This is a genomic window from Campylobacter coli LMG 9860, assembly GCF_000254135.1.
GTDB classification, from domain to species: Bacteria; Campylobacterota; Campylobacteria; order Campylobacterales; family Campylobacteraceae; genus Campylobacter_D; species Campylobacter_D coli.
This window is the reverse complement of sequence record NZ_AINS01000039.1, coordinates 36374-59560: the sequence shown is the minus strand read 5'-3', so window position 1 is coordinate 59560 and position 23187 is coordinate 36374. Positions and strand designations below refer to the sequence as shown.

The window sequence follows — 23187 nt, the reverse complement described above, 5'->3', positions numbered from 1 at the left end:
TTAGATATAAACTTAAACTAAATAATATAGCTTTATTACTTAAATATTTATAAAAATTATTAAATAATATTAATAATTAATTAATACAAAATATATCCTATTTTTTTGATTTATTTATTTTTTTTGCATATAATGCTTCAATTATTTCTTAAGGTTAATAATGGAAAATTTAATCATTTATGCAATTGCTTATCTTTTAGGCTCTATTCCTTTTGGTTTAATTTTAGCCAAGCAATTTGCTCAAATCAATATACAAAATCAAGGCTCAAAAAGTATAGGCGCAACCAATGTATTAAGGGTTGTTAAAGAAAAAGATCCAGCTTTAGCTAAAAAACTTGCAATCGCTACTATTGTTTTAGACTTTGCAAAAGCAACTATACCCTTACTCGTACTTAAATTTTTAAATTATGATTTAAATTTACTTTGGACTGTCGCAGTTTTAACGGTATTTGGACATTGCTTTTCCATCTATCTTTTATTTGAAGGCGGCAAAGGGGTTGCAACTGGAGCGGGTGCTATGATAGTACTTTTACCTTTGGAACTCATAACAGCATTTATAGTTTGGTTTATCGTGGGTAAAATTTTTAAAATTTCATCCTTAGCGTCTTTATTGGCTTTATTAGTTTTTATAGGAAGTTCTTTTATCTTTAATTATGATATGCAAACTATAAAAACGCATGCACCTGTATTTATTATAGCTTTTATAATCATTTATAAACACTTACCCAATATCAAAAGATTGGTTTTTAAAGAAGAATGCAAAGTCATATAAATATCAAAATGCAGTTTAAATGCATTATAGGAATATTAAAATTTGAACGCAAGAAAAAACAAAAGGTTTGTATTTATCTTACAGCTAAAGCAAATGATTTTTTAGATTATGCCAAGGTATCAAAAAAAATCAAAAAATACTATAAAAAAGAACAATTTCTTGCCCTAGAAGAATCTTTAGAATTTGTTTGTGCAAAATTACATAGAAAATTTCCGCAAATTTACTATATTAAAATCAAAACTTATAAACCTGAAATAATCAAAAATGCAAGAGTTGGTGTAAAATTAAAAAAATTTTATTAAATTTTGTTTAAAGATATCTAAACATTTACTTAAACTATGTTATACTTTTTTAAAAATTTCTTAATGAAGGATATAATGATGAGGATTTTAGTTATAGAGGATGAGATTAGCCTTAATAAAACTATTATAGATAATCTTAATGAATTTGGTTATCAAACTGACTCTTCAGAAAATTTCAAAGACGGTGAATATTTTATCGGTATAAGACACTACGACTTAGTACTTGCAAGCTGGAATTTGCCTGATGGCGATGGTGCAGAACTTGTCAATACAATTAAGCATAAGTCTCCAAGAACTTCTGTGATGATCATGTCTGCAAAAGCAGATAAAGATACAGAAATTAAAGCACTCAAAGCTGGAGCAGATGATTTTGTAAAAAAACCTTTAGATTTTGATATTTTATTGGCCAGAATAGAAGCAAGACTTAGACTTGGTGGTACAAATGTAATCAAAATAGAAGATTTAGTTATTGACCCTGATGAAGAGAAAATAACCTATAAAGGCCAAGATATAGAACTTAAAGGAAAGCCTTTTGAAGTTTTAACTCATTTAGCAAGACATTCAGATCAAATTGTATCTAAAGAACAACTTTTAGATGCTATTTGGGAAGAACCTGAACTTGTTACGCCTAATGTAATTGAAGTAGCGATCAATCAAATACGCCAAAAAATGGACAAACCTTTAAATATCTCTACTATAGAAACTATTAGACGCAGAGGATATCGCTTCTGTTTTCCTAAAAAATCCTAAGCATTTTGCACCCTTTGGTGCAAAATTTTTATCTTTATATTTATTTTTTATATTTTATTTAAGTTTTGTTATTGTATAAACTAAAAATTATTTTTAAAATTTTGAAAGGTGATAATGGCTCTTTTGATTACTAAAGATTGCGTATGTTGTGATGCTTGTAGAGAAGAGTGTCCGGATGAGGCTATTTATGAACATAGTCCTATCTATGTGATTGATGCTGATCTTTGTTCAGAGTGTGTTAATGATTTTTCAGAACCTGCTTGTATAGTGGCATGTCCTTATGAATGTATCATACCTGATCCTGATAATGTTGAAAGCATAGAAGAGTTAAAATTAAAAAATCGTAATAGAGAATTTTAATGGCAAAAAAAACCGCTGTTGTAGACTTAGGATCAAATTCCATTAGAATGGTGGTTTTTGAAAAAACTTCGAGATATAGTTTTTATACTACTTGTGAATACAAACGCAAAGTTAGACTTGGAGAAAATGCTTATAACAATGGCAAAATTCTTCAAGAAGACTCTATGCAAAGGGCTGAAAATGCTCTAGCTTTTTTTAAACAATGTGCGCTCAAACACAAATGTAAAAAAATATTCATTATAGGTACTTCAGCTTTAAGAGATGCTCCAAATTCTAAAGATTTTATTAAAAGAATTAAAGATAAGCTAAACTTAAATATTCGATGTATTGATGGAAAAAACGAAAGTTATCTTGGCGGTCTTGCAACCTTAAATTTATTAAGTCCTTTTAAAGATGGCACCACACTTGACATAGGTGGAGGTTCAAGCGAACTTTGTCTTATAAAAAACAATAAAATCATCTCTTGTATTTCATTAGACTTAGGAACGGTTAGATTAAAAGAATTGTTCTATGATAAAGGTAAAGCAGATGCTTTAGATGATTTTATCAAACCCATTTTAGAACAAATCCCTTCTGAATTTTGCAATCAAAATCTCATTGCAATAGGTGGAAGTTTAAGAGCCATTTCAAATTCCATTATGCAAAAAAACTCTTATCCCTTAAAAAATATACATGATTTTAGATATATGCTCGAAGATGAAAAAGAGCATATCTTGAAGATTTTTAACTCTAAAGCAGATACATTGATTAATTTTGGTATCAAAAAAGATCGTTTTGATACTATTAAAGAGGGTATTTTTATCTTTCTAAAAATAGCAGAAAAACTCAAAGCCAAACAAATCATTACTAGCGGGGTAGGCATTCGCGAGGGTGTGTACTTGCAAGATTTGCTACGCCCTAAACACACTTTTCCTGTAAATTTTAACCCTAGTTTAAAATCTCTACAAGATAGATTTCTTCAAGGAAATATAAACAACAAAACACCTTATTTTTCTATACAAATTTTTAAAGTCTTACAGGGTCTTCATAAAATCCATGAAAAATATCAACAAAGCCTATTAAATGCCGCAAAACTTTGTCATTTGGGTGAATATTTGAATTTTTACTTTACTAATGAACACTCTGCATATTTTATTTTAAATGGATTAAATTATGGCTTTTCACACCAAGAAAAAGTGTTGATTGCAACTCTTATTAAATTAAATGGCAAGAAGGTGAATCCTTATAATCTTGAGCCCTATAGACAGCTTTTGCCAAACACACATATCATTTCTTGGTTGAATTTTATTCTTAGCTTAGCTAAAATACTAAGCACAAATGAAAATAAAATCGAAATTGCTTTTGCCAACAATACACTTTATATTTATAGTGAGTCAAAAATTCTTGATCTACCTAAAGATGAACTGAAAAAAATCACCAAACCAGCCACGATAGCCTTAGCTATCAATCAAAAGCCTTAAGATTTTTTATTCTTTTGGCGTTGCTCTATAAGACTTTGGATACGCTTTTTATTCTCTTCAAAGAAAGAATCAAAATTTTTTTCAGATTTTTCTGTAACCTTTGGCTCATAATCTGGAATTTCAATCTCTTCTAATACAATATTAGAATTGCCCACTATCATAGTATAACGCTTGCTTGCGTATTCAAAAACTATCAATTGATTATTTTTATCTAAAAATCTTTGAAATACCATACGAAAATCTCTAGAAACACCCGTATTTTTAAAAGCTAAAGTTCTCTTAAGCCACCAAAGCACTATAAGCAAGACAAATAAAACCAGCATTACTAAAATGTAATTTGTATAATCATAGCCTTCTAAGCTTGTCTTTTTAGAATTTAAAATCGGCTCTTCATTTGTACTTAAATTGCTTTGTTCAGGATTTATACTTTCTTTACCTTGCTGAACCGCTCTTATCCTAACTCCAAATTTATCATTAATAGAGCTTAATTCTAAGGAGATTGGCTCTTTGTTCTGTAGCATGATATATGTATTATTATCTTTAGAACTGATACCGATCTTATCCACAAGTCCTGAATTTAAACTTTTGAGTTCTTCTTTGCTGTATTTTAAATCACTCAAGGTTAAAAGAGTAAGATTTTTTTCTTTTTTCTGAGAAATTTTACCCCCATAAGCACTATCAAAAGATAGCATTAAATCTACTCTATCATTTCTATCGTAAATATTATAACTGATTAATTCTACAGCAAAAAGGGGCAGTGCGAGTATGCTTAATAATAAAACTTTCATTAAATTTCTTTTTTGAAATATTGAAGTACGGTTTTAGAATCTAGAATTTCATTAATTCTAATTGCTAAATTTTTCTCATAAACCATAACTTCGCCCTTACCAAAGATACGCTTATTGATATACAATTCAACACTTTCCCCAGCAGGTTTTTCAAGATCGATAACCGAACCTACTTCAAGTTTTAAAAGTTCAGCTACACTCATATTGGTAGTGCCAAGCTCACTAACAAAATCTACTGTGATATCTAAGATATCTTCATAAGACTGCAAAAGTCCATGACGATCTCCAAAATCAATGTCGCTGCCCATTATTTACAATATCCTATTCTAAAATAATGATTTTCAAAGCTATAAGTTAAAGATTCATCTAATATAATAGATGAAAAATCAACCCTACCTAAATACTCTGGTATGCCAAGTTTATACTCATCATCTCCCTTAGCATCATTGAGTAAATTTTTTGCATAACCTATGATTTGATTGGCGCATTCTTTACTTAAATCACACCAATCATCTTCTTTAAATTTTTCATCACGAACTAAAACATTAGCAATTGTTTGTAGAAATTCTTTTGGAAAAAATAAATAAAAATGATATTCTCTACCACTTTTTTCCATTACAGGAATACTGGCTCCATAAAGTTCACCTACTATATCTTCAGCCTTTTCGATATGAAGTCTTAGGATATGTTCAAAAAAATGTGTTATTGAATATTCAAGAACTTTCAACATAATATCACCTTTATAAAAAACTTAATTAAAAATTATAGTAAATATAAAATAAAAATATGTTTTAAAAAATTATTTTTCAAAAATTTCTTCTACACCTTTTAAAATTTGATTTACATCATTGCTTGCAAAAAGCTTTACTATATTCGTTCCTACTATCACTCCATCGGCTAGTTTACGCATATTTCTTACATCTGTGTTATTTTTTACCCCAAAACCAACATAAATAGGCAGTTGTGTGAAAGATCGGATTTCTTGTATTTTTTCTTGCAAAAGTTTATTATCCGCACTTTGTCCTCCTGTTATGCCTACACTAGCAAGTAAATAAATAAAACCCTTAGCATTTTTTACAAGTTCTTTAACACGCTCTTTAGGAGTTGTAATGCTTACAAGAGTAATCAAAGCTATGTCATACTTTTGACATTCTTTATACAAAGGCTTACTTTCTTCATAACTTAGCTCAGGAACTATCAAAGCAGAAATTCCCAAAGCCTTGGCTTTTTTAACAAAATTTTCTAAGCCGTAGGAAAAAATTAAATTATAATACACCATAAAAACAAGGGCTTTTTTTGTTTTTATTTTGGCTAAAAGCTCAAATATTTTATGAATGTCTGCGCCTTGTTCTAAGGCAATTTTTGCAGCATTGGCGATGATCTCACCATCAGCAATAGGATCACTATATGCGATTCCTAATTCCAAAACATCGATCGAACTTTCATCCAAACGCTTTAAAAACTCTTCACTAATTTTTAAATTTGGATAGCCTAAAACCATATAAGCTACATTTGCCTTATCCTTGTAAAATTTTGTAAAATCAACCATAAATTGTTCCTTTTTTATATTCTCTAATCGTTTGCATATCTTTATCGCCTCTACCTGATAAATTAACCACTATCACGCTCTTTTTGTTTAACTTAGGACAAAGTTTTTCCAAAAATGCCAAAGCATGAGAACTCTCAATAGCAGGGATAATCCCCTCTTCCTTACAAAGCATTTTTAAAGCCATCATGCATTCTTCATCGGTAATGGCATAATATTTTGCCCTACCGCTTTGAGATAAAAAAGCATGCAAAGGACCAATTCCTGGATAATCAAGTCCCGCAGAAACACTATGCACAGGTAAGATGTTTCCTAATTCATCTTGCAAAACCTTCGTTTTCATACCATGGATAATACCTGTTTTTCCCTTGGTTAAAGTTGCTGCATGATAAAGGGTGTCAACACCCAATCCCCCTGCTTCAATTCCAATAAGATTTACACTCTCATCTTTGATAAATTCGTAAAAAATTCCACCCGCATTACTTCCACCTCCTACTGCAGCGATGATATAATCTACTTTTTTACCTAATTTTTTAAGTTGACTTTTGCATTCTTTTCCTATAACACTTTGAAAATGTGTAACCATTTTAGGGTAAGGATAAGGTCCTACAGCACTTCCAACTACATAAAAAAGATTTTTAATATCCCCCACCCAAGCTTGGATAGCAGCAGTTGTAGCTTCTTTTAAGGTTTTAAGTCCACTTTGTATAGCATTAACCTTAGCTCCTAAAAGCTCCATTTTATAAACATTTAAAGCTTGTCGTTGCACATCAGTCGCTCCCATGTAAATTTCACACTCAAGTCCTAAAAGTGCTGCAGCAGTAGCAGTTGCTAATCCATGCTGCCCTGCCCCTGTTTCGGCAATGATTTTTTTCTTACCCATTTTTTTTGCTAAAAGTGCTTGAGCTATAGCATTGTTGATTTTATGTGCTCCTGTATGGTTTAAATCTTCACGCTTAAGATAAATTTCATGTCCGTATTTTTTACTTAAATTTCGAGCAAAATAAAGCGGAGTGGGGCGTCCTACATAAGTAGTTAAAAGGTCTTGAAGCTCTTTTTTAAAGGCTTTATCTTGTGCAAATTTTAAAAAAGCATCTTCAAGCTCATTTAAAGCAAACATCGCACTCTCAGGCAAAAACTGCCCACCAAATTCACCATAATACGCCTTTTTCATTTTCTCACCTCCTTTAAAATATACTTGATTTTTTCCACATCTTTTAAATGATTTTCCTTTTCTATCTTTGAATTTAAGTCTATGATTTTTGGTTTTAAACTTAAAGCTTCATTGATATTATGAGTTCCTATGCCTCCTGCTAAGGCAAAATCTTTTTTAAAGTCTTTCAAAAGATCCCAGTTAAAACTTTCCCCATTGCCTCCATGAAATTTTCCCTTAGTATCAAATAAAATTAAATCCGCATAAATATTTTCTTCCAATTCCAAACGATCCCCTACACTTAAAACCTGCCAAACAAAAACTCCACTTTCTTTTAAGGTTTTAAACTCAAATTCACTGATTTTTCTATGAATTTGCACTCCATCAAGCTTTGCTTGTTTGATTGCTTTTAAAATAAATTCCAAATTTTCATCGACAAAAACTCCTACACTCTTTTTAAATCCCGCATGGATGATATCGCTTAAATTCATTGCTTGTTCTAAACTAAGCTGTCTAGGGCTTTTTGCAAAAATAAGCCCCATGAAATCGACATTTAATTCAGCGATTTCCTTGGCATTATTTTCATCCTTAATGCCACAAATTTTAAGCTTTGTCATTTAGACTCCTAAAATACTCCATCACCTTGCCAGAATATATAGCCTCTAAAATAATATCTTTTGCTTTTAAAGGTGTTGAAACTTTGTTGGCTGTATAAAGTGCGAACATAGAATTTAAAACCACGATATCAAATTTAGCCCCTTGTATTTTTCCACTTAAGATATCTTTTAAATCCTTAGCATTTTCATAAGCATTGCCACCCATAATCTCACTATGAAAAGCTCGCTTAAAACCAAATTGTTCGGGTGTAACGCCGTATTCATAAATTTCACCCTCTCTTACTTCAAAAATCTTTGTTTCATCGCAAATACTGATCTCATCCATGCCATCATTGCCACGCACCACCAAAGCTCTTTTTCGTCCTAGTGATCTTAAAACTTCAGCCAAAAGCTTATGCACAGGTGCATGATAATTTCCCATCATTTGATATTTAAGCTTTAAATTAGGATGAAGCAAAGGTCCTAAAACATTAAATACAGTTCTTATGCCAAGCTTTGCCCTAAGCTCTCTTAGCTCACCTACTAAAGGATGAAAATACGGGGCATGAAAAAAGGCTAAATTTTTATTTTGCAAATCATTTAAAGCACATTCTAAATTATCAGGAATTTTTACATCTAAAGCATCTAAAACATCGGTGCTTCCACTTGAACTAGAAATCGCTCTGTTTCCATGTTTTGCTACTTTTACCCCCAAAGCTGCTAAAATAAAAGCACTTGCTGTTGAAACATTGATACTTTTAAAATTATCTCCTCCAGTACCACATATATCTATCATATCGCTTTCATCACTAAAGGTTTTAGAATAACGCAAAATTTCACGCACAAGACTGCTTAATGATTTTTGATTGAGGGATTTTTCACTGATTAAAACAAGTAAAGCAGCCGCTTGTAAAGGCTCATAATCCCTGCTCATAATAATCTTGCAAATTTCTGAAAAATCTTCACTTTCTAAATAATGATTTTCACTCATTTTTTGCAAATAAAATCCAAGAGTATGTTTTTTATCCTGAACTGCTTTTTCTTGATTTAAAAAATTAGCAAAAATTTTGATTCCGTATTCGCTAAAATAACTTTCAGGATGAAACTGCACGCCAAAATAAGGTAAAGTTTTATGTTTTATAGCCATGATAACATTATCATCACTCAAAGCCAAAATTTCAAAATCATCGGGCAAAATTTTAACTTCTAAAGAGTGATAACGCATCACACTTACCTCATCTTCAAAATCTTTAAAAATTGTATCTTTATTATAAATTTTAATTAAGGAATTTTTTGCATGCATAGGGTTTTGCAATTTAGCAATTTCGGCCTTAAAACTAAAACCCAAAGCTTGATGTCCTAAGCAAATTCCAAGCGTAGGGATGTTGAGTCGTGATTTAAAAATTTCAAGACACACTCCACTATCTTTTGGGTGTTTTGGACCAGGACTTAAAATGATATAGTTTGGATTTAAAGCTTTGATTTCATCAAGAGTGATTTTATCGTTTCGAACAACTAAAATTTCACCCTTGTATACATTTTCGAGCATGGATTTGATATTGAAAACAAAAGAATCATAATTATCAATTAAAAGTATCATCTTAACTCCTTTTAGCCATTTTTTCAAAACTTACTAATAAAGCTTTACGCTTAGCGCAAATTTCTTCATATTCTTTTTGTGGATCACTTTGTAAAACTATACCCGCTCCACTTGCTATAAAAGCTTTATTTTCTTTAAAAAAAGCCGATCTTATGGTAATAGCTAAAACCACATCTTCATTAAAATTTAAAAACCCAACAGCGCCTCCATAAACTCCTCTGTCTAAATTTTCAAGCTCATTGATAATTTCTAAAGCTCTAATCTTTGGGGCACCACTTAAAGTTCCTGCTGGAAAAACCGCTCCTATAATATCAAAAATATTGGCTTGCTTATCCATCGTCGCATAAACTTCACTGACTATATGCATGACAAATTTATTTCTTGTTATACTAAAAAGATTTTCAACTCGCGTATTTGTACCGAATTTAGATGCATCATTTCTAGCTAAATCAACAAGCATTTTATGCTCACTCAATTCTTTTTCATCGCTTAAAAGATCTTTTTCTAATTTTAAAATATCTGAATTTTCATCCAAATTTCGAGTACCTGCTATAGGAGCTAAAAAAATTTCTTTGTTTTTTATTTTCAGTAAAAACTCTGGAGAAGAACCTAACACAACCCCATATTGAGTCGGAAAATAAAACATATAAGCACTAGGATTTAACTCACTTAAAGTTTCATAAAATTCAAAACTATCAAAATTATGCTCTATGCAAAGCTGCTTGCTTAAAACCACTTGAAAAATATCTCCGCTTAAAAGATATTCCTTGGCTTTTTCCACACTTTGGATAAAATCTCTTTTTTCTTCTTGAAAATCCTGCAAGATTTTATATTCGCAAACTTTTTTATCGAAAACAAAATCTTCTTTTAAAAAATCAAAATACTTATTTTCTCCGTATTTAAAAAACATTTTGCTAGTTTTTTCATAAACCAAATAAGCTTTAGCATTGGCAAATAAAAAATTTGGAAAATCATAATTTTTATTTTCATTTGAGGGTAAATTCTCAAACAAAGAAATAAAATTTGCACTAAAAACACCAAAAAATCCAGAATATTTGCAAATTTGCTCCCTTGAAGCATTTTCATAAAATTTCGCCTTTAATTCGCTAAGAGTGATATCCTTAGCATCATAAAAATCGCAATCAATACCTATAATAACCCTGGTAGAATCTTCAGCAAAGTAAGAAGAAGGAAATTCTTTTAAAATTTGCCTATAATATAAATTTGCTTTCATTTCAAGCATAATACAACCTTTATAAAAAATAAAATAAAAAAATATTGAGAAGTTAAAAAAAGAAGCTTAGAAGCGCCAAGAACGAAGAGTGTGTGTTGATACTAAAATTAAAGAATTATTTAAAAAATCGTTTTCATTCATCTTCTACCTTTCAAAAAATTAAGCCTCATTTTAAACTATGATGACTTTTATTAATTTTAGAGAAAAAAACATAAAATTATCCTTTAATATTTATTTCATTTTCAAAAAAATAAATCCATGTAACTCTGTGGAAAATATTTTGTCAAAATAAGCCTTGTAAAACATTATAAAAAATTTTAAAACTAAGATAAGCTTGATAAGATAAAATTACTCCTTATTTAATCAACAAACGATATAAATTTAGGAAAAAGTATGAATTTTGCAGATTTGCCTTATATCTTTATAGGTATATTTTCAGGTATTACTTCAGGACTTTTTGGCATAGGTGGGGGAATGATTATCGTGCCCTCAATGTTTGCTTTAGGAGCAAGTGCTCATCATGCTATTGGAATTTCTGTATTACAGATGATCTTTGCGGCCATTTTTGGTTCTTATATTAATTATAAAAAAAAGAATTTAAATCTCAAAGATGGTATTGTTATAGGACTGGGCGGTCTTTTGGGGGCAAGTTTTAGTGGAATTTTATTACAAGCCTTAAGCGATGTAGCTCTTACTGCTATATTTTTAGGAGTAAGTTGTGTATTTTTTATCAAATATGCCTTTGGCATCAAAGAAAGTGTTGTAAAAAGCCATAAAAGCGTATGGGTTAAAAATGGAATTTTATTTATAGCGGGAGCTTTTACGGGAATTTTTGCTATTTCTTTAGGTATAGGCGGAGGGCTTTTAATCGCTCCAATTTTAGCTTGTTTCTTAGGCTATGATAGCAAAAAAGTGGTTTCGCTTTCTTTATTTTTTGTTATTTTTGCTTCAATCTCTGGTATCATCTCTTTTGCAAATTCAGGTGTAATTGACGCTGAAGTTATCCACAAAGGTGTTTTAGTAGGTTTTGCTTCTATGATAGGTGTTTTTATAGGTATAAAAATCATAGAAAAAATGCATATTTCAGCTCATAGAAAAATTTTACTTTGCGTATATGCTTTATCCATACTTGCAACCACTCTTTCTCTGCTTAGAAAACTTGGAATTTTAGCATTTTAATCCATTAAAATGCTAAAAAATTTAAAAACATAATTTTTATATTTTTATGTTAAAATGTTAAATTTATTTAATGCTTAGGAAAAACTTATGAATGATACGATAAAAATCATTGGCGCAAAGGAAAATAATCTTAAAAATATTCATCTTGAAATTCCAAAAAATAAACTCATTGTTTTTACAGGATTAAGCGGTAGCGGAAAATCAACCCTTGCTTTTGGCACACTCTATGCCGAAGGTCAACGCCGTTATATAGAAAGTTTGAGTGCTTATGCAAGACAATTTTTAGACAAGGTAGGCAAACCCGATGTGGATAAAATCGAAGGTTTAACCCCTGCTATTGCGATTGATCAAAAAACCACTTCTAAAAATCCGCGTTCTACAGTCGGAACCATCACTGAAATTTATGATTATTTAAGACTTTTATATGCAAGAGTGGGCATTCAGCATTGCCATCAATGCGGACAAAAAATCTCATCTATGAGTGCAAGTGATATAGTAGGAGAAATTTTAAAATTTCCAAAAGGAGCTAAAATCATCATCTACGCTCCTTTGGTGCGTGAAAAAAAAGGAACTTATGCGGATTTACTTGAAAATTTGCGCAATAAAGGCTATGTAAGAGCGCAAATTGATGGGGTTTTAGTAAGACTTGATGAAGATATAGAACTTTCAAAAACTAAAAAACATACGATAAAACTCGTCATTGATAGACTCGAAATACAAGAAGATCTACTTTCTCGCCTTGCAAGCGATATAGAAAAAGGTTTGGAAGAAAGCTTTGGAGAAATCGAGATAGAAGTCTTAAATCCCGATGAAGTAGGACTTAATAAGCACTATCACTTTAGCGAACACTCCGCTTGCTTTGCTTGTAAAATTTCCTTTGTTCCTCTTGAGCCTTTAAGTTTTTCTTTTAACTCTCCAAAAGGGGCTTGTGAAGCCTGTGATGGACTTGGAATTCGCTATACCCTAGATATGAAAAAAATCATCGATGAAAGCCTAAGTCTTGAAAATGGCGCGGTAAAAATAATGTATGGATTTAACAAAAGCTATTATTATAAATTTTTAATTGCTTTTTGCGAGCAAAATGAAATTCCTATTAAACTCCCTTTTGCTGAACTTAGCGAAGAACAAAAACGCCTTGTGCTATACGGAAATGCAAAAACCATTGACTTTTTTTGGAAAAGAAATCGCCTCAAACGCACCTTTGAAGGTGTGGTAAAAATGGCTTATGAAATGCTAAAAGATGAAAAAGACTTAGCAGAATACATGAGTGAAAAAATTTGCAAAGATTGTGCAGGTCATCGTTTAAAACCTGAAAGTTTAGCCGTAAAAGTAGCCTCTAAAGGACTAGGCGAAATTTTAGATATGAGTATAGAAGATAGCACTAGCTTTTTTGCAAATAAGAAAAATTTCTCTTATTTAAGCGAGCAAGAAAGACTTATCTCTGAACCCATATTAAAAGAAATCAACGAAAGACTTTTCTTTTTATATGATGTAGGACTAGGCTATTTATCTTTAGGACGCGATGCAAGGACGATTAGCGGAGGTGAGGCACAAAGAATTCGCATCGCTTCACAAATTGGCAGTGGTTTAAGTGGGGTGATGTATGTTTTAGATGAACCTAGTATCGGACTTCATGAAAGAGATACAGCAAAACTCATTAAAACCTTAAGAAATTTACAACAAAAAGGCAATACTCTAATTGTCGTAGAGCACGATAAAATGACTATAGAAGAAGCTGATTTTATCGTAGATATTGGCCCAAAAGCAGGAAAATTTGGAGGCGAAGTGGTATTTGCTGGAACTTATAAAGAACTTTTAAAAAGCAAAAGTGAAACCGCACTTTATATGAACGGCAAGAAGCAAATTTCACAGCTTCAAAACAGAGAACAAAAAGAATGGCTAGAACTTAAAAATGTAAATATCAATAATATCAAAGATCTAAGCGTTTCTTTTCCTTTGCAAAATTTAGTCGCGATCACAGGTGTTTCAGGATCTGGAAAAAGCTCTCTCATACTTCAAACCTTACTGCCTTTTGCACAAGAAGAATTAAACCGCGCCAAAAAAGTAAAGAAATTAGGTGGGGTGCAGATTGAAGGGCTTGAAAAACTAGATAAGGTGATTTATCTTGATCAAAGTCCTATAGGACGAACCCCGCGATCAAATCCTGCTACTTATACAGGTGCCATGGATGAAATTCGCAATCTTTTTGCTGCTACCAAAGAAGCTAAAATGCGAGGCTATAAAGCGGGGCGTTTTTCTTTTAATGTTAAGGGTGGAAGATGTGAGAAATGCAGTGGCGATGGAGAGATTAAAATAGAAATGCACTTCTTGCCCGATGTAATGGTGGTTTGCGATACTTGCCATGGCAAACGCTATAATGATGCCACACTAGAGATTAAATACAAAGGTAAAAATATCAGTGAAATTTTAAATATGAGCGTTTTAGAAGCAAGTGAATTTTTTGCAGCTGTGCCAAAAATCAAACAAAAACTTGATACCTTAGTAAAAGTCGGACTTGATTATCTTACCCTAGGACAAAATGCAACGACTTTAAGTGGGGGTGAAGCGCAAAGGATAAAACTTGCAAAAGAATTAAGCCGCAGTGACACAGGAAAAACGCTTTACATACTTGATGAGCCGACCACAGGGCTACATTTTGAAGATGTCAATAAACTCATTTTAGTTTTACAACACTTAGTCGATCTTAAAAATTCTGTTTTTGTGATAGAGCATAATTTAGATGTGATTAAAAATGCTGATTATATCATCGATATGGGTCCAGAAGGCGGAGTAAAGGGTGGAAAAATCATTAGTACAGGAAGCGTGGAAAAAGTTGCAAAAGATCATAAGAAAACAAAATCTTATACAGGATATTATTTGGATTTAGAGCTTAAAAACGCAAAGAGTTAAAATGACACAGGAACAAAAAATATCATTTTTTAAGATTAAAAGATTAAGTATTTATATATTTTTTTGTGCTTTATATAATTTTTTTTACTTTTTTTCTTATGAAAATGTGGGAAGTTTACATTGTGAATTTCTTTGTATCAGCGGTAGATTTTTATGCTTTTTTTCTTGGATTTATATAGTTCTTGCTTTTATTTTTATGGTGGCAAGAATTTATTTTTTATTTTCTTCTAAGAAAATTTTAATTTATTTTTTGCTTGCCATTATAAGCCTTGGCTCATCTTTTTTTCTTTTGGAAAATAAAATTTTATTTTTAGGGCTTTTAGCTTTATTTTTCGTTTTTTATTTTTTATTTTCACTCACTCTTGCTTCGCTTTTTAAAGAAGTGAAAATGTCCTTTTATTTTGTGTTTTTATGTATGCTTTTAGCATTTTTATTTTTTGAGAAATTAAGCTTTTTATTTTTCTTTCTTGCTTTACATTTTTTAACTTTTGCTTATGCTTTTGATAGGTATGAAACTTTAAAAAAGCTGTATTGAGTTCAATTTTAAAGGAAAAAAATGTCAAATTTAAACTTTCATCAAATGTTTGAAATTCAAAGACAAAATGATTTTAAAAGTATCAAAAAGCTTGCGTGGGTAGTTTTTATAAGTTTTTTACTTTGTGTTTGTTTTCAGTTTTTACCCATTATTCTTGATTTTGCCTATGATTTAAAATTGTTGAAATTTAATTCTAACACTAATATTTTAGCTATGGTTTTTAATGCAATTTTTTTAATTTCTTATTTGATTATGATTTTAAAACTTTATTTTGTAAGTCAAAGTAAGGTTTTATTGATCAGTTTTTTTATAGCTGCATTTACTCAATTTATCGCTTTATTAAGCTTGAATTATCTTATTGCTAGTCCTGTTGTTGATAAGATATTACGTATTTTTCTATATGGCTTTTCTTTTTTATGTCTTGCAATAGCCATTTTTTGTACTTTTATATTTTTTAAGACTTTAAAAACTTTATGTGAAAATAAGATTTATTTTAAACTTTGTTTTATTTTCAAAAGTGCGATTTTGATAATTATCTATATACTTATGTTTGTTCTAATTTATAGCGAGCATTCTCTTGCTTTAATTATCGCTTATTTTATGATTTTTTTCTTTGCAGGCTTATTATTTACCATTTATTACGCACTATTTGCTTTCGCGCTTAGTAAAAACCAAAATATCAAATTATCCCAAACTTAAAGCTTATATCCAATGAAAAAGAAAATATTTAAATTTAGTATTTTATTTACCATTTTTATAAGTCTAAGCCAGAGTGCTTTGGTTTTTATTTTTAATCATTATTTAATTATTGATTATAGTGCTTATGAAACACTGCCACAAAGCTTTGCAATGCTAAATTTAGCCGATCAAAAACTTTATCATTTAACGCAAAATTTACGCTTTTTACATTCTATTTTAGCTTTTTTATTAATAATATCATTTTTCTTTGTGCATTTATTTTTCTTTTATATTTCCAGAAAAGAAAAATTTATACCTTATTCCTTTTTTTGTTTTGTGCTTATGGTAATAAGTGCTATTGCTAATTTACTTGAAGGTATAGAGCAAAAAGAAAGTATTTTTTGGTATTACAAGGCATTTCTTGATGTTGGTGTTTGTTTAATTTATCTTTTGTTTTTAGATAAATTTTTTCAAAGTCACCTTTTTAAAATCTTTTTTGTATGTGCTTGCTTGTGTACAATTTTAACAGAATTTAAATTTATGGATTTTACCACGCCTTTTGTTTTGCCTATTTATCTTTTTATTTTATTGATTTTAATGCGTAAAAAGAGCTTTAATGTTTGATTTTTTATATAATGATATTAGCTACTTAGGGCTTTTTATCGTATGTTTTCTTTCAAGCACGCTTTTGCCTCTTGCAAGTGAAGCCTTTGTTGTAGCTTTTATAAAACTTGATTTTAATGCTCATTTAGTTTTATTTATAGCTACTTTAGGCAATACCCTAGGAAGCTTAAGCACCTATGCTCTAGCCTATCTTGGCAAAGAAAAAATTTTAGAAAAATATTTTTCCAAATCTTTAAAAAAGCTTGATAAATTCAATGCAAATTTTACTAAATTTGGAAGTCTTTATGCTTTTTTAACCTTTTTACCCTTAATAGGCGATATCTTTGCTTTAGGCCTTGGTTTTGCAAAATACCCTTTCATCAAAGCTTGTTTTTTCATAAGTCTTGGCAAATTAAGCCGCTATATTTTTATAATTTTTATCGCTAATTCTTTATAAAAATCATCAATCTTTAAAGTGAATTTTGGGATAATAATTTAAAACCCACTAAGAAAGACAACCATGAAAACTTTAACTATTATCGATACTTTTGGCTTCTTTTTTCGTCTTTATTATGCACTCAAAGGATTTAAAAATTCTCAAGGACAAGCTAGTGGAATGATTAGCGGTTTTGCTAATTTTATCTATAGTCTTAAAAACGAATATAAAAGCGATTATATTATTTTTGCACTAGATTCTAAGGGCAAGACATTTCGTAGCGATATTGATCCAAATTATAAAAAAAATCGCACCCCGCCCCCACCCGAACTTTTGGAACAAATTCCAATTTGTATAGAAATGATAGAAAAAATGGGCTTTATGAGTGCCTCTTACGAGGGTTATGAGGCAGATGATATCATCGCTTCAGTGGTTAAAACTTGTAAAGATAAAGATATTTTTGTACGCATTATAACACAGGATAAAGATCTTTATCAGCTTATAAAAGATGGTAAAACAAGTATTTATAGCCCTATTTCAAAAAATGACTATGATGAAGAAGCTTGCTTTGAGAAATACGGTGTCAAACCTTATCAAATTAAAGATTTTTTAGCCTTATGTGGAGATAGCTCGGATAATATCCCAGGAGTTAAAGGCATAGGAGCAAAAGGTGCTAAGACATTGCTTGATGAGTTTGGAAGTATCGAAGGCATTTATGAAAATTTGACTCTAGTACGCAATGAAAGAAGTCGTAAATTGCTTCTAGAAGGTAAAGAAAATGCTTTTCTTAGTAAAAAACTTGCTTCTTTGTATGAGGATTTAGAAGTAAGCAACTTGTTAGAAAAAGCTGATTTTCCTCAAGATGAGCCTCTTTTAAAAATTCTTGAAATTTTAGAGCATTATGAACTCAATGTCTTACTTAAAAAACTTCGCCAAAACCCCGATAATAAAGATAAAAATTTAGGCTTTAAAGCCACTCTTATCCAAGATGAAGACAAACTCTTTGAAATTTTAAATTCTCTTGAACAAGAAAGTATCATAGCTTTTGATACTGAAACCACAAGCATTGATACCAAAGAAGCAAAAATTGTAGGATTTAGTTTTTGTATGAGTGAAAATGAAGCCTTTTATGTACCTCTTACTCATAATTATTTAGGTGTGGGTAAGCAAGTATCATTACAAAGCGCTAAAAAAGCTATAGAGCTTATTTTTAAACATTTTATCATAGGGCATAATCTTAAATATGATTTTAAAATCATAGAAAATAATTTTAAACTCTCTTTGCCGCAAAAATATGCTGATACTATGATTTTAGCATGGCTTAAAAACCCTTCCTTAAGAGTCAATATGGATGATTTGGCTCTAAGACTTTTTAATTATGAAACCTTACATTTTGAAAGTCTTGTAAAAAAAGGAGAAAATTTTGCAAGCGTAGAGCTTGAAAAAGCTTGCAAGTATGCAGCTGAAGATGCTTATATCACTTTAAGATTTTATCTTTATTTTTTAAAAAATCTTGAACCTCATTTGCTTGATCTTGCTAAAAATTATGAATTTGATTTTATTAAAATTATTATGATGATGGAAGAAAATGGCATAAAACTCGATACGCATGCTCTTGAAATTCTCATGAAAAAATTTGAATCTGAAATTAAAATTTTAAGCGAAGAAATCTATGCTTTATGTGAAGATAGATTCAATCTTAATTCCCCAAAACAAGTAGGCGATATACTTTTTGAAAAACTCAAGCTTCCAAGTGGAAAAAAAGGTAAGACAGGGTATTCTACCGATGAAAAAGTCTTAAATGAACTTCTCGATAAACATCCTGTTATTTCTAAAATTTTAGATTATAGAGAACTGGCCAAGCTTTATTCGACTTATTGCGAGCCCTTGTTAAAACTTGCTTTAAAAGATGAAAATTCAAGAATTTATTCGAGCTTTTTACAAACAGGTACTGCTACAGGCCGTCTTTCATCTAAAGATCCCAATTTACAAAATATCCCCGCGCATGGACAATATGCAAAAGATTATAAATCCTGCTTTATAGCCAAAGAGGGATTTAGTTTTATCAGCCTTGATTATTCTCAAATCGAACTTAGAATGCTAGCGCACTTTAGCGAAGATGAAAAACTTTTAAATGCTTTTAAAAACGATGAGGATATACATGCAAGAACCGCTATAATGATATTTGGCGAGAGTAATTATGAAACAAGAAGTATAGCAAAAAGTATTAATTTTGGCTTGATTTATGGTATGGGTTATAAAACCTTAAGCAAAAATCTAAAAATTGAAGCCAACTTAGCTAAAACCTATATAGAAAAATATTTTGAAAATTTTACTAGCATTAAAAGTTATTTCGAAAAAGTAAAAAATGAAGCCAAGGCTAATGGTTTTATTAGCACCTTAAGCGGACGTAAACGCTATTTTGACTTTGAAAATGCTAAGCCCATGCAAGTGGCTATGTATGAAAGAGAGAGTATAAATTCGATTTTACAAGGATCAGCTGCAGATATTATAAAATTTGCCATGCTAGAAATTGCTAAAATTTTAAATCAAGATAAAAGGCTTATCTTGCAAATTCACGATGAACTTATCTTTGAAGTTAAAGATGAATTATGTGAAAATTTTGTGAAAAAAACTAGTGATATTATGGAAAATATAGTAAAATTAAAGGTAAAATTAAAAACAAGCTCAAGTATCGCCAAAAAATGGGGCGATTTAAAATAATCAAGGAGTGATTTAATGGATCTTTCAACCATATTAGGAATGGTTCTTGCAGTAACTAGTATCTCAGTAGGAGATATACTCGAGGGAGGAAATCCTCTGCATGTTATCCACCTTTCTTCTTTTCTAATCGTTATGCCAACGGCAGCTTTTTGTGCCATGACTTCAACTCATAAAAAAATTGTAAAAGCAGCCTATAAAGAACTTAAAATCGTTTTTAAAGGTTCAGGTGTAAATCTACCTGAAAGAATAGCTCAGCTTATCGAATTCGCAATTATTGCACGCCGAGATGGTCTTTTGGCTTTAGAATCAAGAACAAATGAAATTGAAAATGAATTTTTAAGAAATGCTATGATGATGCTAGTAGATGGAAAAAGTTTTGAAGAAATTCATGAAAGTATGGAAATTCAAACCGAACAACTTGAAGAACACTATAAAGAATGTGCAGAATACTGGATAATCTTTGGTGAAACTTGTCCTACTATGGGACTTGTTGGAGCGGTTTTTGGGTTGATTTTAGCACTGAAACTTCTAGATAATCCTCAAGCAATGGCAGCAGGTATTTCAGGTGCTTTTACGGCTACGGTTACAGGTATTTTCGGTGCATATGCACTTTTTGCTCCTTGGGGAAGAAAGATGAAAGCTAATGGTATGGATCTTGTAAAAGAGCAAATTGTCATTACTGAAGCTATAAAAGGAATTGCAGAAGGTGCTAATCCTAGAGATTTAGAAGCTAAACTTTTTAACTTCTTAAGTCACGATGATCCAAGAATTTCACAATTTGACAAAGGTTAAAAATGGCTAAAAAACACAAATGTCCAGAATGTCCAGCAGGTGAAAAATGGGCTGTGCCTTATGCAGACTTTCTAAGTTTGCTTTTGGCGCTTTTTATTGCTCTTTGGGCAATTTCTAAAACAAATCCAGCTAAAGTAGAAGCACTGAAAACCGAATTTGTAAAAATCTTTGATTATACTGCAACCCAAACCGTGCAACAAGAAACACAAGATACTTATAAATATAAGGGTTCTCAAGAAGAAAAAGAAGATGAATTGAGCAAACTTAAACAAATGGCCGTAAATCAACAAGAAGTTATTAAAAAACTTCAAGCCGCTCTTGATCAATCCGAAAATCAAGAAATACTTAACCTACCTTCCAAGGTTGAATTTGAAAGAGGAAGTGCACAAATAGTATCTGCAGATATTCAAGATTATCTTAAACGCATTGCTCAGCTTATTTCATACTTACCTCCTCAAATAGAAATTGAAATCAGAGGTTATACTGACAATAGTGACTCAGCCTTAAGAAGCTATGATCTAGGCTATACAAGAGCAGAAAATGTTTTAAAATATCTTATAGAAGGCGGAGTTAGCACCAAAAATATAAACCTTAAAAGCTATGGATTAAATAGTCCCATCAATGGAAATCCACAAGCTTTAGAAAACAATAGAGTGCAAATTTATTTTAAAGTAGATATTAAGGATAATGACGCAAAACAATCAGTGCTTGATCTTATAGAAAAAAGCAAATAATAAAATTTATTTGCTTAATTATTTTTCTTGACCTGTCCTGCTAAACGACTTTTATTGTTAGTATTGTAAACAAATCCAAGTACCTCTGCTACAGCTTTAAACATTTCTCTAGGAATAAGATCATTAATATCACAAGCCTTATAAAGCTCTCTCGCTAAAGGTGGATTTTCATAAACAACTACATTATTATCATAAGCAACCTGTTTTATACGAAGTGCCAAAAAATCTACTCCTTTAGCCACAACTCTAGGAGCTTGTTCTTTTGTTGTATCATAACGAATCGCTACAGCATAATGCGTCGGGTTTGTAATAACCACATCCGCCCCTGCAACATCTTGAACCATACGGCGGCGTGCTGCTTCCATTTGTAAGCGACGAATCCTCCCTTTTACCTGAGGATCTCCCTCCATTTGCTTGTATTCATCTTTAATTTCTTGCTTGCTCATTCGCAAGCCTTTAAAATACTGAAAACGCACCAAAAAAATATCCAAAACAGCAATCACTAAAAATGCTATGATTACAATAGCTGCCAAAATAATAGCCCTATCCCTAAGCCAAATGAGTTGTCCAATGATATTATAACGCTCAACCAAAGGTAATTCTTGCATAAATTTTAAAAGCACTATAAAAGCTACAGTAAATACTACGCCTACCTTAAGCACGATCTTAACACTCTCGACAAGCTTTTTTAAAGAAAATAAATTTTTTAAGCCTTTTAATGGATTGATTTTTCCTAAATTAGGCATTATAGGTTTAGTCGTAAAAATAAAACCAAACTGCATAACATTACCTAAAATACCTGCGATCATAATACTCAAAACTATAGGTGCTAGCAAAATCAAAACTTCAAAAATGCTTTTAATCATAATGGCTTGGATAATACGCAAATCAAATTCAACACCTATAAAACTTTGATAATATCTATATAGATTAGTAATTCTTTCACCGATAAAACCCATCATAAAAAGTGTAATCACAAAACCAACTATTAAAGTAACAATAGCTGCTGCGTCTTGGGATTTGGGGACATTGCCTTCTTTTCTTGCGTCTTCTATTTTCTTGGACGTGGGTTCTTCAGTTTTTTCTTGATCTTCGCCTGCCATAATTAGCCTAAATTTAAGTTTATAAAATTAGATAAAATTATATAAAAAAATGATGAATTTTAATTAAAGTTAAGAGAAGAAATTTTATCAAGAAGAAAAGCCCTTTTTTAAGGGCTTGTTATTATAGTTTATCTTCGTTTTTATCAAGATACTCAGCAACACCTTTAGGGTTAGCTTTCATACCAGCATCACCTTTGTTCCAGCCTGCAGGGCAAACTTCACCGTGTTCATTAGTGAAAAGCATAGTATCTACCATTCTGATCATTTCATCAATATTTCTTCCAAGTGGTAAGTCATTAACTACAGCGTGGCGAACTGTTCCATCTGCATCAAGCAAGAAAGAACCACGAAGAGCAACTGCTTCTGCATAAAGTACATCAAAATTTCTAGCAATTTGTTTAGTTAAATCTGCAACAAGTGGGAATTTAACTTGACCAATACCCCCTTGATTTACTGGAGTGTTTTTCCATGCAAAATGTGAAAATTCATTGTCGCCTGAAATTCCGATTACTTCAATACCACGATTTTTAAATTCTTGATATCTTTTATCAAAAGCAATTATTTCTGAAGGACAAACAAAAGTAAAATCTTTTGGATAGAAAAATACTACCGCACCTTTTGGGCCTATATTTTTATAAAGATTAAAATCTTCAACGATTTCGTTATTTCCTAATACTGCTGGAGCAGTAAAGTCTAAAGCTTTTTTTGTAACTATCATGTTTTTCTCCTAATTAATAAATTTTATTGATAGCGAAATTATATCGTTTAAATCCTTTAAAGATTTTTAAATGATAATAAATTTTTGAAAATATTTTTTATAGTATTTTATATTATATTATAAATGATAATCAAAATCTAAAAATTATCAAATATATATATTTTTTGATTATCAAAATTATAGTTTTTTAAGAATACTTTGATAAAATGCTTAG

General features: G+C 30.8%; 24 protein-coding genes. 14 read left to right on the top strand and 10 right to left on the bottom strand.

Annotated features, from left to right (window positions below; all coding sequences use genetic code 11):
• Nucleotides 1-160 precede the first annotated feature (160 nt).
• The 5 genes from plsY (at nucleotide 161) to CCO88_RS05780 (ending at nucleotide 3644) form a co-directional block, all read left to right on the top strand.
• Nucleotides 161-772, top strand: coding sequence for a glycerol-3-phosphate 1-O-acyltransferase PlsY (gene plsY / locus CCO88_RS05800; protein ID WP_002778250.1), 612 nt, complete (start codon nucleotides 161-163; stop codon nucleotides 770-772).
• Nucleotides 757-1074 (top strand): dihydroneopterin aldolase, encoded by a 318-nt coding sequence (locus CCO88_RS05795; RefSeq protein ID WP_002789773.1) that lies wholly within the window; start codon nucleotides 757-759, stop codon nucleotides 1072-1074. The genes plsY and CCO88_RS05795 overlap by 16 nt, the downstream gene beginning before the upstream one ends.
• A 78-nt stretch (nucleotides 1075-1152) precedes the next feature.
• The gene (hsrA, locus tag CCO88_RS05790) at nucleotides 1153-1824 is read left to right on the top strand and encodes a homeostatic response regulator transcription factor HsrA (RefSeq protein WP_002839703.1); all 672 of its coding nucleotides are present in this window, start codon (nucleotides 1153-1155) and stop codon (nucleotides 1822-1824) included.
• 114 nt (nucleotides 1825-1938) lie between these two features.
• Nucleotides 1939-2184: a YfhL family 4Fe-4S dicluster ferredoxin gene (locus CCO88_RS05785; protein WP_002778244.1), complete on the top strand. Its 246-nt coding sequence runs from the start codon at nucleotides 1939-1941 to the stop codon at nucleotides 2182-2184.
• Entirely contained in the window at nucleotides 2184-3644 is a 1461-nt protein-coding gene (locus tag CCO88_RS05780) for a Ppx/GppA phosphatase family protein (protein ID WP_002839702.1), read from the top strand. The genes CCO88_RS05785 and CCO88_RS05780 overlap by 1 nt, the downstream gene beginning before the upstream one ends.
• On the opposite strand, the gene CCO88_RS05775 is transcribed toward CCO88_RS05780, so the two are convergent.
• From CCO88_RS05775 to CCO88_RS05740, 8 genes are all read right to left on the bottom strand, one after another.
• A complete protein-coding gene (locus CCO88_RS05775) occupies nucleotides 3641-4432 on the bottom strand; it encodes a hypothetical protein (RefSeq protein ID WP_002839701.1) in 792 nt (263 codons plus the stop codon). The two genes, CCO88_RS05780 and CCO88_RS05775, sit on opposite strands and share 4 nt — an antisense overlap.
• Nucleotides 4432-4740 carry a flagellar motor switch protein FliN gene (gene fliN / locus CCO88_RS05770; protein ID WP_002778241.1) on the bottom strand — a complete coding sequence of 103 codons (309 nt, stop codon included), beginning with the start codon at nucleotides 4738-4740 and terminating at the stop codon, nucleotides 4432-4434. Before fliN ends, CCO88_RS05775 begins: the two co-directional genes overlap by 1 nt.
• Complete coding sequence (locus CCO88_RS05765) at nucleotides 4740-5162, bottom strand: chemotaxis protein CheX (protein WP_002778240.1); 423 nt, start codon at nucleotides 5160-5162, stop codon at nucleotides 4740-4742. The genes fliN and CCO88_RS05765 overlap by 1 nt, the downstream gene beginning before the upstream one ends.
• A gap of 69 nt (nucleotides 5163-5231) precedes the next feature.
• Entirely contained in the window at nucleotides 5232-5981 is a 750-nt protein-coding gene (gene trpA, locus CCO88_RS05760; protein ID WP_002778239.1) for a tryptophan synthase subunit alpha, read from the bottom strand.
• Nucleotides 5974-7152 carry a tryptophan synthase subunit beta gene (gene trpB, locus CCO88_RS05755; RefSeq protein ID WP_002817474.1) on the bottom strand — a complete coding sequence of 393 codons (1179 nt, stop codon included), beginning with the start codon at nucleotides 7150-7152 and terminating at the stop codon, nucleotides 5974-5976. Before trpB ends, trpA begins: the two co-directional genes overlap by 8 nt.
• The gene (locus CCO88_RS05750; RefSeq protein ID WP_002817473.1) at nucleotides 7149-7748 is read right to left on the bottom strand and encodes a phosphoribosylanthranilate isomerase; all 600 of its coding nucleotides are present in this window, start codon (nucleotides 7746-7748) and stop codon (nucleotides 7149-7151) included. The genes trpB and CCO88_RS05750 overlap by 4 nt, the downstream gene beginning before the upstream one ends.
• Entirely contained in the window at nucleotides 7735-9327 is a 1593-nt protein-coding gene (gene trpD / locus CCO88_RS05745; protein WP_002780671.1) for an anthranilate phosphoribosyltransferase, read from the bottom strand. The genes CCO88_RS05750 and trpD overlap by 14 nt, the downstream gene beginning before the upstream one ends.
• A 1-nt stretch (nucleotide 9328) precedes the next feature.
• Nucleotides 9329-10570 carry an anthranilate synthase component I family protein gene (locus CCO88_RS05740; RefSeq protein WP_002839699.1) on the bottom strand — a complete coding sequence of 414 codons (1242 nt, stop codon included), beginning with the start codon at nucleotides 10568-10570 and terminating at the stop codon, nucleotides 9329-9331.
• A gap of 384 nt (nucleotides 10571-10954) precedes the next feature.
• Here CCO88_RS05740 and CCO88_RS05735 point away from each other — a divergent pair, with 384 nt between their 5' ends.
• From CCO88_RS05735 to motB, 9 genes are all read left to right on the top strand, one after another.
• The gene (locus CCO88_RS05735) at nucleotides 10955-11740 is read left to right on the top strand and encodes a sulfite exporter TauE/SafE family protein (RefSeq protein WP_002839697.1); all 786 of its coding nucleotides are present in this window, start codon (nucleotides 10955-10957) and stop codon (nucleotides 11738-11740) included.
• Between the two features lie 87 nt (nucleotides 11741-11827).
• Nucleotides 11828-14650 (top strand): excinuclease ABC subunit UvrA, encoded by a 2823-nt coding sequence (gene uvrA / locus CCO88_RS05730; RefSeq protein ID WP_002796781.1) that lies wholly within the window; start codon nucleotides 11828-11830, stop codon nucleotides 14648-14650.
• A 1-nt stretch (nucleotide 14651) separates the two neighbouring features.
• The gene (locus tag CCO88_RS05725) at nucleotides 14652-15185 is read left to right on the top strand and encodes a hypothetical protein (RefSeq protein ID WP_002778227.1); all 534 of its coding nucleotides are present in this window, start codon (nucleotides 14652-14654) and stop codon (nucleotides 15183-15185) included.
• 21 nt (nucleotides 15186-15206) lie between these two features.
• A complete protein-coding gene (locus CCO88_RS05720) occupies nucleotides 15207-15884 on the top strand; it encodes a hypothetical protein (RefSeq protein WP_002778226.1) in 678 nt (225 codons plus the stop codon).
• A 12-nt stretch (nucleotides 15885-15896) separates the two neighbouring features.
• The gene (locus CCO88_RS05715; protein ID WP_002793460.1) at nucleotides 15897-16487 is read left to right on the top strand and encodes a hypothetical protein; all 591 of its coding nucleotides are present in this window, start codon (nucleotides 15897-15899) and stop codon (nucleotides 16485-16487) included.
• Nucleotides 16480-16923, top strand: coding sequence for a YqaA family protein (locus tag CCO88_RS05710; protein WP_002778224.1), 444 nt, complete (start codon nucleotides 16480-16482; stop codon nucleotides 16921-16923). The genes CCO88_RS05715 and CCO88_RS05710 overlap by 8 nt, the downstream gene beginning before the upstream one ends.
• A gap of 63 nt (nucleotides 16924-16986) precedes the next feature.
• Nucleotides 16987-19626: a DNA polymerase I gene (gene polA / locus CCO88_RS05705; RefSeq protein WP_002780668.1), complete on the top strand. Its 2640-nt coding sequence runs from the start codon at nucleotides 16987-16989 to the stop codon at nucleotides 19624-19626.
• 15 nt (nucleotides 19627-19641) lie between these two features.
• Nucleotides 19642-20418: a flagellar motor stator protein MotA gene (gene motA / locus CCO88_RS05700; RefSeq protein ID WP_002778220.1), complete on the top strand. Its 777-nt coding sequence runs from the start codon at nucleotides 19642-19644 to the stop codon at nucleotides 20416-20418.
• A 2-nt stretch (nucleotides 20419-20420) separates the two neighbouring features.
• Entirely contained in the window at nucleotides 20421-21152 is a 732-nt protein-coding gene (gene motB, locus CCO88_RS05695) for a flagellar motor protein MotB (protein WP_002778217.1), read from the top strand.
• A 14-nt stretch (nucleotides 21153-21166) separates the two neighbouring features.
• On the opposite strand, the gene flhB is transcribed toward motB, so the two are convergent.
• Together flhB and CCO88_RS05685 are read right to left on the bottom strand one after the other, a co-directional pair.
• Complete coding sequence (flhB, locus tag CCO88_RS05690; protein WP_002778215.1) at nucleotides 21167-22255, bottom strand: flagellar biosynthesis protein FlhB; 1089 nt, start codon at nucleotides 22253-22255, stop codon at nucleotides 21167-21169.
• Between the two features lie 121 nt (nucleotides 22256-22376).
• Nucleotides 22377-22973 carry a peroxiredoxin gene (locus CCO88_RS05685; RefSeq protein ID WP_002778213.1) on the bottom strand — a complete coding sequence of 199 codons (597 nt, stop codon included), beginning with the start codon at nucleotides 22971-22973 and terminating at the stop codon, nucleotides 22377-22379.
• Nucleotides 22974-23187: the final 214 nt, after the last annotated feature.

Bases quoted from the DNA above. Each gene is read 5' to 3' on its own strand.
- plsY (WP_002778250.1), top strand. From the start codon at position 161: ATGGAAAATTTAATCATTTATGCAATTGCTTATCTTTTAGGCTCTATT.
- CCO88_RS05795 (WP_002789773.1), top strand. From the start codon at position 757: ATGCAAAGTCATATAAATATCAAAATGCAGTTTAAATGCATTATAGGA.
- hsrA (WP_002839703.1), top strand. From the start codon at position 1,153: ATGAGGATTTTAGTTATAGAGGATGAGATTAGCCTTAATAAAACTATT.
- CCO88_RS05785 (WP_002778244.1), top strand. From the start codon at position 1,939: ATGGCTCTTTTGATTACTAAAGATTGCGTATGTTGTGATGCTTGTAGA.
- CCO88_RS05780 (WP_002839702.1), top strand. From the start codon at position 2,184: ATGGCAAAAAAAACCGCTGTTGTAGACTTAGGATCAAATTCCATTAGA.
- CCO88_RS05775 (WP_002839701.1), bottom strand. From the start codon at position 4,432: ATGAAAGTTTTATTATTAAGCATACTCGCACTGCCCCTTTTTGCTGTA.
- fliN (WP_002778241.1), bottom strand. From the start codon at position 4,740: ATGGGCAGCGACATTGATTTTGGAGATCGTCATGGACTTTTGCAGTCT.
- CCO88_RS05765 (WP_002778240.1), bottom strand. From the start codon at position 5,162: ATGTTGAAAGTTCTTGAATATTCAATAACACATTTTTTTGAACATATC.
- trpA (WP_002778239.1), bottom strand. From the start codon at position 5,981: ATGGTTGATTTTACAAAATTTTACAAGGATAAGGCAAATGTAGCTTAT.
- trpB (WP_002817474.1), bottom strand. From the start codon at position 7,152: ATGAAAAAGGCGTATTATGGTGAATTTGGTGGGCAGTTTTTGCCTGAG.
- CCO88_RS05750 (WP_002817473.1), bottom strand. From the start codon at position 7,748: ATGACAAAGCTTAAAATTTGTGGCATTAAGGATGAAAATAATGCCAAG.
- trpD (WP_002780671.1), bottom strand. From the start codon at position 9,327: ATGATACTTTTAATTGATAATTATGATTCTTTTGTTTTCAATATCAAA.
- CCO88_RS05740 (WP_002839699.1), bottom strand. From the start codon at position 10,570: ATGCTTGAAATGAAAGCAAATTTATATTATAGGCAAATTTTAAAAGAA.
- CCO88_RS05735 (WP_002839697.1), top strand. From the start codon at position 10,955: ATGAATTTTGCAGATTTGCCTTATATCTTTATAGGTATATTTTCAGGT.
- uvrA (WP_002796781.1), top strand. From the start codon at position 11,828: ATGAATGATACGATAAAAATCATTGGCGCAAAGGAAAATAATCTTAAA.
- CCO88_RS05725 (WP_002778227.1), top strand. From the start codon at position 14,652: ATGACACAGGAACAAAAAATATCATTTTTTAAGATTAAAAGATTAAGT.
- CCO88_RS05720 (WP_002778226.1), top strand. From the start codon at position 15,207: ATGTCAAATTTAAACTTTCATCAAATGTTTGAAATTCAAAGACAAAAT.
- CCO88_RS05715 (WP_002793460.1), top strand. From the start codon at position 15,897: ATGAAAAAGAAAATATTTAAATTTAGTATTTTATTTACCATTTTTATA.
- CCO88_RS05710 (WP_002778224.1), top strand. From the start codon at position 16,480: ATGTTTGATTTTTTATATAATGATATTAGCTACTTAGGGCTTTTTATC.
- polA (WP_002780668.1), top strand. From the start codon at position 16,987: ATGAAAACTTTAACTATTATCGATACTTTTGGCTTCTTTTTTCGTCTT.
- motA (WP_002778220.1), top strand. From the start codon at position 19,642: ATGGATCTTTCAACCATATTAGGAATGGTTCTTGCAGTAACTAGTATC.
- motB (WP_002778217.1), top strand. From the start codon at position 20,421: ATGGCTAAAAAACACAAATGTCCAGAATGTCCAGCAGGTGAAAAATGG.
- flhB (WP_002778215.1), bottom strand. From the start codon at position 22,255: ATGGCAGGCGAAGATCAAGAAAAAACTGAAGAACCCACGTCCAAGAAA.
- CCO88_RS05685 (WP_002778213.1), bottom strand. From the start codon at position 22,973: ATGATAGTTACAAAAAAAGCTTTAGACTTTACTGCTCCAGCAGTATTA.